The organism is Rhizobium sp. P38BS-XIX (assembly GCF_012641435.1).
Lineage (GTDB): Bacteria > Pseudomonadota > Alphaproteobacteria > Rhizobiales > Rhizobiaceae > Rhizobium.
Genome location: NZ_JABAIJ010000011.1, coordinates 83,765 through 97,918, shown reverse-complemented (window position 1 = coordinate 97,918; position 14,154 = coordinate 83,765). Strand labels below are relative to the sequence as shown.

10 protein-coding genes are annotated in these 14,154 nt (G+C 59.0%); 1 reads left to right on the top strand and 9 read right to left on the bottom strand.

The features are described 5' to 3' along the window. The first annotated feature begins 410 nt into the window (after window positions 1-410). A complete protein-coding gene (locus HGP17_RS27495) occupies window positions 411-2,027 on the top strand; it encodes a GMC family oxidoreductase N-terminal domain-containing protein (protein WP_168813936.1) in 1,617 nt (538 codons plus the stop codon). 102 nt (window positions 2,028-2,129) lie between these two features. On the opposite strand, the gene HGP17_RS27490 is transcribed toward HGP17_RS27495, so the two are convergent. The 9 genes from HGP17_RS27490 to murQ form a co-directional block, all read right to left on the bottom strand. Then, window positions 2,130-4,400, bottom strand: a complete 2,271-nt coding sequence (locus HGP17_RS27490; protein WP_168813934.1) for an FdhF/YdeP family oxidoreductase — start codon at window positions 4,398-4,400, stop codon at window positions 2,130-2,132. A gap of 122 nt (window positions 4,401-4,522) precedes the next feature. After that, window positions 4,523-5,473, bottom strand: a complete 951-nt coding sequence (locus HGP17_RS27485; protein WP_168813932.1) for a lytic transglycosylase domain-containing protein — start codon at window positions 5,471-5,473, stop codon at window positions 4,523-4,525. Between the two features lie 108 nt (window positions 5,474-5,581). Next, window positions 5,582-6,697, bottom strand: a complete 1,116-nt coding sequence (locus HGP17_RS27480; protein ID WP_168813930.1) for an anhydro-N-acetylmuramic acid kinase — start codon at window positions 6,695-6,697, stop codon at window positions 5,582-5,584. Window positions 6,698-6,707: 10 nt separating this feature from the next. Continuing rightward, on the bottom strand, window positions 6,708-7,709 hold the full coding sequence (locus tag HGP17_RS27475; protein ID WP_168813928.1) for a serine hydrolase domain-containing protein: 1,002 nt from the start codon (window positions 7,707-7,709) through the stop codon (window positions 6,708-6,710). A 36-nt stretch (window positions 7,710-7,745) separates the two neighbouring features. Beyond that, complete coding sequence (locus HGP17_RS27470) at window positions 7,746-9,485, bottom strand: ABC transporter ATP-binding protein (RefSeq protein ID WP_168813926.1); 1,740 nt, start codon at window positions 9,483-9,485, stop codon at window positions 7,746-7,748. After that, window positions 9,482-10,321 (bottom strand): ABC transporter permease, encoded by an 840-nt coding sequence (locus HGP17_RS27465; protein ID WP_168813924.1) that lies wholly within the window; start codon window positions 10,319-10,321, stop codon window positions 9,482-9,484. Before HGP17_RS27465 ends, HGP17_RS27470 begins: the two co-directional genes overlap by 4 nt. Further along, window positions 10,321-11,280, bottom strand: a complete 960-nt coding sequence (locus HGP17_RS27460) for an ABC transporter permease (protein ID WP_168813922.1) — start codon at window positions 11,278-11,280, stop codon at window positions 10,321-10,323. The genes HGP17_RS27465 and HGP17_RS27460 overlap by 1 nt, the downstream gene beginning before the upstream one ends. Window positions 11,281-11,401: 121 nt before the next feature. Further along, window positions 11,402-12,922 carry an ABC transporter substrate-binding protein gene (locus HGP17_RS27455; protein ID WP_168813920.1) on the bottom strand — a complete coding sequence of 507 codons (1,521 nt, stop codon included), beginning with the start codon at window positions 12,920-12,922 and terminating at the stop codon, window positions 11,402-11,404. A gap of 81 nt (window positions 12,923-13,003) precedes the next feature. Next, window positions 13,004-13,927: an N-acetylmuramic acid 6-phosphate etherase gene (murQ, locus tag HGP17_RS27450; protein WP_168813918.1), complete on the bottom strand. Its 924-nt coding sequence runs from the start codon at window positions 13,925-13,927 to the stop codon at window positions 13,004-13,006. Window positions 13,928-14,154: the final 227 nt, after the last annotated feature.

The window sequence follows — 14,154 nt, the reverse complement described above, 5'->3', positions numbered from 1 at the left end:
AGCGGTTCGGGATTCCGTGAAAAGCTGAACCGCGCTAACGGCAAAACGGGATCAAGGCAGTCGGGCTGATCGAAGTCCGGCTGCTTTTTTTCGTGCAGTCCGATGCGTGTTGTTACGCGCCCCTGCGCCTCCATTTCAACTCCAGCACAGAGAACGACCTGCGCATCAGGGTCGTCACCGAATATATCGGCGGTACACACGACCTCTAACGTCAGACGGAAGATGTCCAGCCGACCGACGACGGCATTTTGGCAAACGAGGGCGCGACTTCGATAAATCAGATGTTTTCGCACCACCCACCCACTCATCGTTTGACGCAGTTGGATGATTTGAAGAGAGTTGACGTGGGATTCTCGTGGCATACGCCGAATTGATGCTGGCCGATACACGAGGGGGTCAGAGGGGTTTTCATGGCAAAAGCATATGACTTCATCATTGCCGGCGGCGGCTCTTCAGCCTGCGTCGCGGCCATGCGGCTGGTCCGCGATTACGGGTTTTCAGTTTTGATCATCGAACGCGGCCCGCGCGATATCGCCAAGTTGATGGCCTTTCCAGCTGGCTATATGAAATATCTTGCGCGCGATGATTTCCTCGAGATGCACAGCACGACCGCGCAACCGCAGCTTGGCGGCCGTGGTCCGATCGTTCCCGTTGCCAAGGCCCTCGGCGGTGGCAGCGCCGTAAACGCCATGGTCTATATGCGCGGCCAAAAAGAGGATTACGATCATTGGGCAGCTCATCTCGGCAACGGAACGGAATGGTCCTACGGCGATATGCTGCCGCATTTCAAAGAGATCGAGGGCAATGCTCGCTTCAACGACCAGTATCACGGCATCGCAGGTAATCTGCGCGTCTCCGAACCCCGACATATCTGCGACACGACGCAGGATTTTTTGCTAGCAGCTCAGGGTCTCGGCCATCCCTACAATCCGGATTTCAACGGTGTCAGGCAAAACGGCGTCGGCATCATGCAACACACCTATGGATTATGGGGCAAAAAGACCGAACGCTCCGACGCCAAGAAAGCCTTTCTCGATCCGCTTGCTGGCGACGAACGACTGGATATCATCACCGAGGCGCGCATCGACCGCATTCTGATTGAAAACGGTCGGGCGACGGGCGTGAGCTATATGAAAAATGGGCAGAGCCATACGGTCCGCGCTCTCCGCGAAGTCCTTGTTGCGGCCGGGACTTATAACAGCGCCAAGCTGATGATGCTTTCCGGCATCGGGCCGGCGGATCATCTGCGAGCCCACGGCATCGACGTGATATTGGATCTTCCCGGTGTCGGCGCCAACCTGCAGGATCATCATGAAGTGCCCGTCATCGCCACAACAAAAGCAAAGTCCGGTTATTTCGGTGAGGATAAGGGCTGGCCTATGTTTCGTAACGGTCTCCAGTATCTTTTATTCAACTCCGGTCCGGTGACGACAACGGGTATCGAAGCCTGCCTGTTTTATGATCCGGACGGCGGCGCGCGGCCAACGATCCAACTCTATTGCGCACCGATCGTCTATCTCGACCGCGACGTTTCATCCGCAAAGCCGACCCATGGTGTCACCTTCACCTCATGTCTGCTGCGGCCAAAGGCGCGCGGGAGCGTCAAGCTGCGCTCGGCCAACCCGGCAGACCAGCCGCTAGTCGACTGCAATTTCTTCGGCGACCCAGACGATTTGCGTCTGACGCTCGCTTCGCTGAAAGTTGCCCGCCAGCTGCTTGAAACAGAACCATTCAAGTCGAAGATCGCCGACGAAATTCTGCCCGGGCGGGCAATGCAGGATGATGAGGCCCTTGCCAAATTCGCCGGCCAGACCGTCAAAACCAACTACCACCCTTCCGGCAGTCTACGCATGGGGCCAAGCAACGATCCCATGTCTGTTGTCGACGAGAGGTTGAGGGTGCGCGGCATTGATGGCCTGAGGGTCATCGACTGCTCGATCATTCCCTTCATCCCATCGGGCAACACCAACGCCCCGGCGATGGCAATCGGCTCCAAGGCAGCACACATGATCGCGGCCGACGCTTAATCCTGAAACTTGTCGGCTGCGATCAAACCGACGAGCCGATACGCGCCAGAGCGCGTCGCCTGTGTTGCGACCATGATGAAAGCAGCCGCCGAGCTGCCAATATCATGCCGCCTTGACGATGCGCACCGGAATAGACTTGTAGGACGGCGTACCGCTTTCCTTGTCCTGATAATCCAGCGGGATCAGGCAATTGGCTTCCGGATAATAAGCGGCGACCGAGCCCTCGGAAATGTCGTAGGAAATGGCCGTCAGCTGCAGCAAGCGTCTGCCACCGGACGGGAGGGCCGTTTCGATCTCTACGAGATCGCCGTGTTCCAGGCCTTTTGCCGCTAGATCCTTATCATTCATGAACAGAACATCGCGGCGACCAAAGACGCCGCGATAGCGGTCGTCCAAGCCATAGATCGTCGTATTGTACTGATCGTGACTGCGGATCGTCGCGAGCTTCAAAATGCTGCGGTCGGAAAGGGAGATATCCTCGTTGAGGCCTGAAAACGGCTTGAATTCCGCCTTGCCCGACGGCGTCTTCCAGACGCGCTCCGTCGGCCCGAGTGGCAGACGGAAGCCGCCAGGCACGCGGATGCGCTCGTTATATCCTGCGAAATCCGGGTAAACGATTTCGATCTTGTCGCGGATCAGATCATAATCGGTGACGAGTTCCATCCAGGCGACCTTGCTGTCCGGAAGCGTCGCTTGAGCCATCGCGGCAACGATGGCAGGTTCCGAACGCAACTGATCTGAGGCCGGCTTCAACCGGCCACGCGAGGCATGCACCATCGACATGGAATCCTCAATCGTGACAGATTGCGTTCCGGCTGCCTGAACGTCCAGCTCGGTTCGTCCAAGCACGGGAAACAGGAACGATTCTTTTCCGATCAGAAGATTGGAACGATTGAGCTTGGTGTTCATATGAACGGCAAGATCGAGTTTGCGCATCGCCTTTGCGCATAGATCCGGATCAGGAAGTGCGATCGAGAAATTGCCGCCAAGGCACAGCAACACCTTGGAGCGTCCCTCTGCCATGGCTTGCATGGCAGCAACAGCATCATGACCGTGATGGGACGGAGACGTGAACCCGAAGGCCCGCTCGATGCCCTCGATCAGGGCTGGCGTCGGCTTTTCCGTAATCCCGACCGTACGATTACCCTGCACATTGGAATGGCCGCGCAACGGGCAAATACCGGCGCCCGGCTTGCCGAAATTGCCGCGCAGCAACAGAAGATTGGCGATTTGCTGCACATTCGCTGTTCCCTTGGCATGCTGGGTTATGCCCATGCCGTAAGCGACGATCGTCGCCTTCGACTTGGCGTAGATCGCGGCAACGCGCTCAAGATCCGCGCGCGCCAGACCCGATACACGCTCGATGTCCGTCCAGTCGGTCTGATCGATGTCTGCAACCAGAGCATCGAAGCCTATGGTGTGTTCGGCGATGAAGGCCTGGTCGAGAATATCCGTCTCGGTTTCGGCGAGTGCCAATACCGCCTTCATGATGCCCTTGAGCGCGGCGGCATCACCGCCGATCTTTACCTGATAGTATGAGGACGCAATGCGCGTGGAGCCGAAGGTCGCCATCTCGACAGGGCTTTGCGGATCGGCAAACCGCTCCAGCGCTCTTTCCTTCAAAGGATTGAAGACGATGATCGGCACGCCACGGCGCGAGCATTCGTGCAACGTCCCCATCATACGCGGATGGTTGGTGCCGGGATTGTGGCCCATGGAAATGATCAGGTCACATTCGTCGAAGTCATCAAGCGAGACCGTGCCCTTGCCGATGCCGATCGATTGCGGCAGGCCGACACTCGTTGCCTCATGGCACATGTTCGAGCAGTCGGGAAAATTGTTGGTGCCATATTCGCGGGCAAAGATCTGGAAGAGGAAGGCGGCTTCGTTGGAAGCGCGGCCTGAGGTATAAAACTCGACCATGTCAGGGTCGGACTGGCTTCGCATGACGTCGCCGATGCGGGCGAAAGCGTCTTCCCAGGCAATCGGCCGATAGGTGTCGGAGGCGCGATCGTAAACCATCGGATGCGTCAACCGACCTGCGTTCTCGAGCTCGTAATCGCTCCAGGTCAAAAGCTCGCTTACTGTATGCTTGGCAAAGAAGTCGGGCGTTACGCGCTTGTTCGTCGCCTCCCAGGTCACAGCCTTTGCGCCGTTTTCACAAAACTGGAAGGTGGAAGTATGCTCTTTGTCCGGCCATGCGCAGCCGGGGCAGTCGAATCCCGCCGGCTTGTTGGTCCGCAAGAGAAGACCCGGCGCTTCGGTGACATCCATCTGGTCGCGAACTGCCTTGGCGGTGGCCTTCAGCGCTCCCCAGCCACCTGCGGGACTGTTGTAGGGACGAATACCAGGGACTTCACGCTTTTGCGCCATCATAGGCTCCTTTGGTTACCCAACGACTTCCTCCCAAAGGCCGGATTTTCAAGAAATAATCCTGTGACATCAGCGAGTAAAGCACAATCGGCCTGACATGATCAGACATTGGCTCTCGGACATCAGTTCTTGAAAACGAGACAGGAGCCGCCTTGCTGGCGCACCTGGATACAGACTGCGTCGGCCTCTTGGCGGGTCTGGCGCGCAATGCGCGCCGCATAGCGGACACGGCGACCGAAATCGGCATTGCGCTGACGTACGATCAGGGGCTTCTCGGCGTTCAACGGCGCCGGCAAATTGCGGATATTTGCAGCAAAAAGACTGCGTGCAGCGTTCACCTGGAAATGCTCGGCCAATTGGGCGCCCCAAGGCGCCCAGGGCCGCTCCTGCTCTAGCGGCACGGGCTTGAATCGCCGGCTATCGGCAAGAGCGACGCACGAATCGACGAACGGCTTGCTCTTATCCAGCTCGGGTGCGGCCATGTCGGGCGGATCATCTCGCCATTCCTCAACACTATGTGCTGTGATGGCGCTCACATAATTGCGTGTCTCGTACGGGAGGCCGCCCGCATTCAGAAAATTCGCGAGACCTGCTTCGCCGGCATTATATGCGGCGGCGGCAAGACCGAGATTTCCGAACCGGTTGCGCAACTCGTCGAGATAGGTTGCGGCCTTGCCGAGCGCTTCAAGCGCATCGTAGCTGTCGCGCACGCCGCGCAGCTTCGCCGTCCCCGGCATAAACTGCGCAATGCCGCGAGCCCCTTTGGGGCTGACGGCATCAGAGCGAAACAGGCTCTCGCGCCAAACCAGCCGCGCCAGATAATCCGGCGGCAGATGATTGGCATGGGCGAAATACTCGATGGCCAAACAGAGATCGCGATTGTAGCTTTCCTTGCGCAGGCAAAGTGTCCCGCCCGTTTCCGTTGTCAGCGGACCGGATATACAGGCAGGGGGCGCCACGCTCCACTCCGGCTGTGCGATTGCAGAGCTGCCGTCAAGGGCAGCCAGAACCGATGCGATCGTAAAAGCAACGATAATGCCGACGACGCCCGTTCGAGACTGCTTGCCTGCCATCTAAGCGATATCCGTCCGAGACCAACCGATCGCAAATTCGCGGCCTTACATATCATCGATGGACGTAAGCGAAAACCTCCGATGCGATAATGCCTCTTCGTCAGGCAGCTATTGCGCCAACTGTCCGCCTCGCATCGGCGCAGGAACGCCCGTTGTACCCGGGAAGCTGATAGGCATGCCGCGAAGAACGCGAACGGCGAGAAAAGCAAAGCATTCCGCTTCCACGGCATCCCCGCGCCAACCGAGATCCTCGGCAAAAATCGGCTCGACGCCTGCCCGGCTCCGGAGCATCGACATGATCGTCGGATTGTGACGGCCGCCGCCGCTGACGACGACCTTTGTCGGCCTGCGCGGCAACAGATCCAGAGCCTTGCCCACGGCGCTTGCCGTGAAGGCCGAAAGCGTCGCTGCCCCGTCTTCCGGACTAAGGCCATCCGCCATGGAGGCGCCGAAATCGAAGCGATCCAGCGATTTTGGATAGGGCGCAGTCAGGTAGGGATGTTGCAGCAATTTTTCGAGCCGGCCTTCGTCGACCGTGCCAGCCCGCCCAAGCGCCCCGTCACGATCCATCTCTCCCAACCCGCGAGCCTTGATAAAATCGTTCAGCGGCGCGTTGGCCGGACCGGTGTCAAAAGCAACGAAATTTCCCGCGCCATCCCACCAGGTGACATTGGCAACGCCACCCAGATTGAGAATGGCGGCTTCGCCAGCAGCGCCCGCGCCACGCAGCAGCGCAGTATGATAGGCCGCAGCAAGCGGCGCGCCCTGCCCGCCGGCGCGTATGTCGGCGGAGCGGAAATCGTAGGCGACTTTCGTGTCGAGAATCGAGCGCATCAGCTCGCCGTCGCCGAGCTGGCGCGTCTGACCCCGGCGATCCTTCTGCGGCGCCCTGTGAAGCACCGTCTGACCATGAAAACCGACAACACCGATTTCGGCCATTGTCATACCGTTGCTTTCGACAAGCTGCCTGACGGCCTCCGACTGGGCACGCGTCAACGCCTCTTCGGCCTCCTTGAAGATAGCCGGCTCGGCTCCCTCGAAATTCCAGAGACGGGCTTTTGCCAGAGTTTCCTCCAGAAGTCTTCGAATCCAATCGGGATAGGGCGCCAGAACATAAGGTCCGAACTCTTCGACGCGCTCGCCATCCGTCTTTAACATCGCGACATCGATATTGCCGTCGAGGACGGTCCCGGTCATCAGACCGACTGCCCAGATTGGTTCCATGGTCAGGCTCCTAAGATGCGTTGACGAGATCGCTCACCGTTTGACGAAGCGCCAGAATGCCGCTGTCAAAGTGGCGTGTCGGATGAATGCGGTTGGTGAGCAAGGTCCAAGCCCTGCCCTTGTCGAAGTCGACCCAGAGGGCCGTGCCGGTAAACCCCGTATGGCCGATGGTCCCTGGAGAACAGAGGCTGCCGCCATGCCAGCCCTCGTGCGGCCGCTCCCAGCCATGCGTGCGCGTGGCCGAAAGCGGCGTGCGCATCAGGGCAATCGAACCTGCCGCGGCACCACTGCCGTCAAGCAACCCCTCGGCGAAATCGAGGATCGCGGCGGCCGTTCCGAAAAGCCCCGCATGGCCAGCACCTTGCAGGGCGGAACAATTATCATCATGGACTTCGCCTGACAGAACACGGTGGCGCCAGGTGCAGTCCTCCGTTGCGGCAGACAAGTCTGAGGGCGCGGAAAACGCAAATCCCGGCCCGGGATCCAGGGCACGGATCGTTCGTCGGTTTAGGCGCTCCAGGGCGAAACCAAGCAAAATGAAATTGATATCGGAATAAACGGCTGGCCCGGGACGCCATTCTCGCTGCAGGATGAAGGCGCGCAGAAGCTCCGGATCACGGCCATAAGTGTAGATCGGTTCGACCGCCGGGAACGGCGTCTGATGCCCCAGGCACTGGCGGAACGTCACCTTACGCTCCCAAGCTTCGGCGCTGTACTGGCGCAGATCGGGCAAAAGTTCGATCAAAGGAGCGTCGAGGTCAATCGTCCCGGCCTCGGCCAAGGCAAGAATGCGCGGTGTGGTAAAAATAACTTTGGTGAGAGACGCCAGATCGAACCAGGTGTCCGCAAGCATCGGTCTGACATCGGGCACTTTCTGGGCAGAGCCGATCGCGCGGACCTGCCTGATACCGCCACGATCAACCATGCCCAGCACGCCGCCGGGAATGCGGTCTGTTGCGACTGCTTGTTCGAGCGGAGCAAAGGCCCGGTCGAAGCCCTCCTGAAACTGCATGCTCCCTCCTGCCTTCAAGACACCTTGCAGCCCCGCTCAGACTTCCGCCAAGGCGATGTGATCGGCAGCAAAGCGGCGCCATTCCGGCATAACGGGCTCAAAGCCCGCTGGCCGCACCAGCGATGGAACCTGGCGCGTGTCGAGCGTGAAGGTCTCTTTGCGCCGGGCAACCGTCGGAACTGCCGCGATCAGTCGCCTGGTATAGGAATGCCTCGGCTCCGACAAGACGCAAGCAGCGTCACCGATCTCGACGATCTGCCCGGCGTAGATCACGGCAATACGATGGGCGATGCGCTCAACGACCGCCATGTCATGCGAGATGAACAGATAGGCCAACCCATATTCTCGTTGCAATTCTATCAGCAACTCCAGGACCTGAGCCTGCACCGAGACGTCGAGTGCTGACACCGCTTCGTCAAGTACCAGCACGGACGGATTGAGCATCAATGCACGCGCAATGCACAGTCTCTGCCGCTGTCCGCCGGAAAACTCGTGCGGGTAACGCTCCAGCGAATTTTCCGGAAGGCCTACCCGCCTCAACAACATGGTCATCCGTTCCCGCGTTTCGGCAGACATGCGGCGACCTGCAGCGATCATCGGCTCGGCGAGGATGTTGTCGACACGAAGCCTGGGATTGAGCGACGCGTAAGGGTTTTGAAAGACCATCTGCACCGCGCTGGTGTGCTCGTCGGCCAACCGGCCATTGCTCGTCAGCTTGCCCCGGGTCGACTTCACCAACCCAAGGATCGCGCGGGCGGTGGTGGATTTTCCTGAGCCGCTTTCTCCGACGATTGCCAGTGTCTCACCCGGCATAAGATCAAAACCGACGCCTTCGACGGCATGAACGGCGCCGCTAGACCGTCGAAAAATGCCGCCTTTGACGGGGAAGCGAACGGTCAGGCCCTCCACGTTCAAAGCCGGCTTAGCCGTAGTCTCCGTGCGTTGAAAATCAGTGCGCGCGGCCTGCCCGGACGAGAAGTGCGGGACGGAATGAAGAAGATGCCGTGTGTAGGGGTGCGTTGGGCGATCAAGGATCTCGTCAAGCTCACCCTGTTCCACCACCTGCCCGCCCTGCATCACCATGACCTTGTCGGCAATGCCCGCGACTAGGCCGATGTCGTGGGTGATGAAAATCATCGACATGCCGGTCTCGCGCTTTAATTCCGCGAGCAGCGCCATGATCTGCGCCTGCACGGTGACATCGAGCGCGGTCGTCGGCTCATCGGCGATCAACAGACGGGGATTACAGGCAAGGGCCGTTGCGATCATCACACGCTGCAGCATGCCGCCGGAAAGCTGGTTCGGGCAGTACTTGAGACGGCGCGCGGCGTCGGGAATGCGCACGCGATCGAGAGCATCCTTGGCTGCAGCTTTCGCCTGGCTTCCCGTCAACCCGCGATGCAACCGGAACGACTCTTCGATCTGCGTTCCGATGGTCAGCACCGGATTAAGGGAGGTCATCGGCTCCTGGAAGATCATGCCGATCTCGCCGCCGCGGATCTTCGTCAGTTCAGCCTCGCTGGCTCTCGCCAAATCGAGGAGGCTGTTGTCGGACCGCCTCAAGCGGATCGATCCGCCTGTGATCCGGCCACCTCCGAAATCAACAAGACGATTGATCGACAGCGCCGTCACCGACTTGCCCGAGCCGCTCTCGCCGACGATCGCCAGCGTCTTGCCGGCGTCAAGCTCAAAGCTGACGTTCTGTACGATGGGAGAGCCCGCAGGGTTGCGCCCAAAACCGACACTGAGATCTGAGACCGAAAGAAGTGGGGTCATACAGTCGACCTCCGCATTTTGGGGTCGAAAATATCACGCAAGGCATCGCCGAGCAGGTTGAAGCCGAGAATGGAGATCATGATGGTGACGCCGGGAAAGATCAGCAACCAGGGCGCTGTTTCCATCAGATTTCGACTGTCGCTCAGCATTAGGCCCAACGACGAAGCCGGAGGCTGCGTTCCCAGGCCGAGGAAGCTCAAGCCTGCCTCCGTCAATAGTGACCAGGCAAGCGCCAGCGTCACCTGCACAGTCAGGGGAGCCACGAGATTGAGCAGGAGATGCCGCGTCAGAATATAAGACCGACTGCTGCCGAAGGTGCGCGCCGCATCGACAAAGTCGCGGTTCTTCAGCGAAAGAGCGGGGCCACGCACCACGCGGGTAAAGATCGGCGTATAAACGATTGCGATTGCCGCAACGCTGGTCCAGGTACCGGGACCGACGATGGCGATAATCAAAAGCGCAAGCAGGATCGCCGGAAAGGCGAGCAACACGTCCATGGTGCGCATGATGACGCCGTCCCAACGTTTGCCGGACCATGCCGCCGTTAGTCCCAGCAGTGTGCCGATCAGGCTTGCAACGGCAACGGAGAAAAAGGCCACAGTGAAAGATTCTCCGATGCCGTTCATAAGGCGGCTTGCCACGTCGCGGCCGAAAAGATCCGTGCCCATCCAATAGGTAAGGCTTGGCGCATGGAGACGATCGATCCGGTTCTGCGTCAGGGGATCGTGAGGAGTAACGCCCAGCGTCCCAAGAATAGCGAGCAAAATGTACATGATGACGATCGTGCCGCCGATCCGGCCGCTCATATGCCCAGAAATAGCTTTGACGATCCGCATCAGCCTTCTCCCAGTCGAACGCGCGGGTCGAGAGCGACATAGGCGAGATCGACGAGCAGGTTGACGATCATGAAATTGAAGGCAATGAACAGCACGCTGCCCTGAACCAGGGCGTAATCGCGCTGCAGGATAGCGTCCAGCACCATACGGCCCAGGCCCGGCAACGCATAGATCTGCTCGACCAGCACCGCGCCGCCGAGCAGATAACCGAATTCGACACCGCTCAGCGTCACCACCGGGATCAGCGCGTTCGGCAGAGCATGCCGCCAGATGACGCCACGGGCCGGAACGCCACGGCTACGAGCCGTGCGCACATAATCATCGCTCAGGACATCGAGCATCGCTGAGCGCACGACGCGAGTGACAGATGCCGCAAAGGCAAAACCAAGCGTGAGTGCGGGAAGGATCATCTGGCCGAGGTTTTCGAGTGGGTTTTCCCAAAGAGGGGTGAAGGCGCCCATCGTCGGCAGCACGCCAAATCCTGCGGACAAGGCATAAATCAGCAGCAGCCCGAGAACAAAATTCGGCGTGGATTGTCCTATCATCGCGACGATGCGCACCAGAAGATCGGACAGTTTTTCGTTTCGCGTCGCTGCAAAGACGCCTGCCGGCAGGCCGATTGCAAGTGCGATGACCATCGAAAGCAAAGCAAGCTCGAGCGTGAGCGGGAAGCGCTCCAGGATCATATCCAGCACCGGCTTGCCGTAGGTGACCGAGATGCCGAGATTACCGCCGAATACGCCGAGCAGCCAATGCCAGTATTGAACAGGCCAGGGCTGGTCGATGCCGAAATAGGTGGTGAGAGCCTCGCGCTGCTCCGGTGTCAGCAAGCCCGCATTGGTTCCAAGCATCGCCGTAATCGCATCGCCTGGCACCAGTCGTATGGCGACAAAGACGAAGATGGACACGCCCAGCATGATCAGGGGGAATGTCATCAGCCGGCGTGTCAGGTATGCCATTGCAATTCCTCTAGAGCAGTCTCGATCGATGCAGGGCTGGCGCCTGCCTCCGAAGCCGCATGAAGGCGGAGCTGGAGCATTTCTCGAATTGAACCGAAAATGCTCCAGATACCGCCTGCCGTTACTTGATGGTCACTTTGCTTAGACCGAAGAGCGAGCCGGTCGGTGTCGGGACGAAACCCTCGACGTTCTTTTGCTCGGCCGTGTAGCCGTAAGCCGTATAGAGCCAGATCCAGGGCGAAACTTCCGCGATATGCTTCTCGAACTCGGCAAAAATTTCCTTGCGCTTGGCTGGATCGGTCTCGACACGGCCCTTCTGCATCAGGCTGTCGAGCGTATCGTCGATATAGTTGGCGACCTTCTGCAGATTGCCCGATTTCGTCCAGTAGCGGTTGTACATCGAATAGGGGTCGGCACTGCCGCCGTTAAGCGCGACTGCCATGTCGAAATTACCCTTGAGCCATGTATCGACGTAGACGTTGAGTTCCATGACTTTGATATCGAGCTTTATGCCGATTTCGGCTAGCTGCGACTGGATGACCTGCGCTTCGGCCGTTGCAGTGGGCGGTTCGCCGGTTGCGGCAATCACGGTTGCGGAAAAGCCGTTGGCGAAGCCGGCATCGGCCATCAGCTTCTTTGCTTTGGCAACGTCGCGCGTGTAGCAGAAGAGCTTGCTTGGGTCAGTTGCATAGAGCGGCATCGTCAGCGGCCCCGTCACCTTGCCTTCGCCAAGAGCGGCGGTATCCATCACGTCCTTGCGGTCGATGGCGCAGGAAATCGCCTGGCGCACGGCCAGCTGATCCGTTGGCTTGCGCGAGGGATTGAGCTGCAGGACGTTGTAGGAAAGAACAGGTGTACGGGTGAGCTGCAGTTTCGGCTCCTTCGGCACCAGCGTTGCGACGAGCGGATCGTTCAGCAGCGCAAAGTCGATCTGGCCGGTGCGCAGCGAAGCGAGGATTGCCGTTTCATCCGGCAACACGCTGATGTTGATACCATCGACAGCAACAGGGCCGCCGGCCCAATCCTTGTTGGCGCTCAAGACTTCCTTGGAGTTCGGTACCCAGCTGTCGAGCTTGAACGGGCCGGAGCCGATGGCTTTCGTGCCGATGGTGCCGGCGGCAATTTCGCTCGCCGGCACGACGGCAGCATTCAGGCTCGTCATTGCCGTCAAAAGCGGAACGTCGGGCTGCGACAGATTGAAAACCACCGTATTGGCATCGGGCGTATCGATGCTGGCAATCGACAGGAAATTGGCACGGGCGACGGCCGCGGTTGCCTGATCAAGAATACGCTGGAACGAAGCCTTGACGTCAGCCGACGTGACGGGCGCGCCATTTTGGAATTTGGATTTGGCATTGAGCTTGAAGGTCAGCTGCTTGCCATCGGACGAGAATTGCCAGCTTTCGGCAACTCCGGGCACGATCTGCAGATTGCCGTCGAGGCGCACCAGAGGCTCGTAAATCAGTTCCAACAGGCGGATGGAGGAAAAAGCCGTCTGCTTGTGCGGGTCGAGACCGGTTGCGTCCTGCGACCATGCCATGCGCAAGGTTGCCGCCTCCACCGGCATCGCAACTATCGCCAGCCCAAGTCCGACAGCCAGTGCCGCTCCTGAAAATAGTTTCCTTCCAAAATTCCCTTTCATTGCCTGTCCTCCAAATTTCTTAAATGTTCCCGGCCGATTTTGGCCTATTGATTGCCGCCGCGGCGCGCCGCGATGGTTGTTTCAAGCAGTGCGAGCGGTGATAGCCTTGCGCAGGAATCCTCCAGCGTTTTGCAATGCCGCGCGAGCTTCTTCAATGCCCATACCAGTAATTTCCATGAGAATGGCGAGCTTCACGTCGTTTCCGGTCAGATCGAGGACGCGGCGTGCCTCCTGCTGCGTACAACCGGTCGCCTGTATGACGATACGCGAGGCGCGCGCCACGAGCTTCTTGTTGCTGGCACTGACGTCGACCATCAGATTCTGATAGCTCTTTCCGATCCGGATCATGCTAGCCGTCGTCAGCATGTTGAGAATGAGCTTTTGCGCCGTGCCGGATTTCAATCGCGTCGAACCGGTCAGGATCTCCGGACCGACAACAGGCGAAATGGCAAGATCGGCAATACCTGCGATGATGGAATTCGGATTGCAGGACAGCGCGACCGTGAAGGCGCCGATGCTCTTGGCGTAGTTCAGGCCTCCGATGACGTAAGGCGTGCGGCCGCTGACCGCGATACCGACGACGACATCGACCTTCGTCAGCTTGATATCCTCCAATGCCTGGCGCCCCTGCTCCGGATCATCCTCCGCGCCTTCGATCGAGCGGCGCAGGGCATCCGGACCACCGGCGATCAATCCAACAACCATGCTCGGGGGAACGCTGAACGTCGGTGGGCATTCCGAGGCATCGAGAACACCAAGGCGGCCGCTCGTGCCGGCGCCCATATAGACCAGTCGCCCTCCCTTCTGGAAGGCGGCAACGATCTGATTGACGGCGGCAGCGATTGCCGGAATGACCTTCTCGACGGCAACCGGAACCGTCTGATCCTCATAATTGATCTCGCGCAGAATATCGAAGGTCGGCAGGAGATCGATATGCATCGTGTTCGGATTGCGTCCTTCGGAAACCAATTGCTCCAGTTCGGATATCAACTTCTGCTCTGTCATGGGCTCGCTCGCGAAATAACGCTTCGATATCAATGGGTCAGAATGACGGGTTCGATCAGTTGTTGATCGGACCCGCCATAGCAAAGATTAGCATTTTCGAGTTGACGGACGACCGAAGTCACCCGGGACGCGAGACGGCCTTTACGGCTTCATTCCCCGTCCACTCCCTGTTTACCTAGGTTAATATTATGTCCGTTTATTCCCATCGTCAACGCATAAAGGAATAA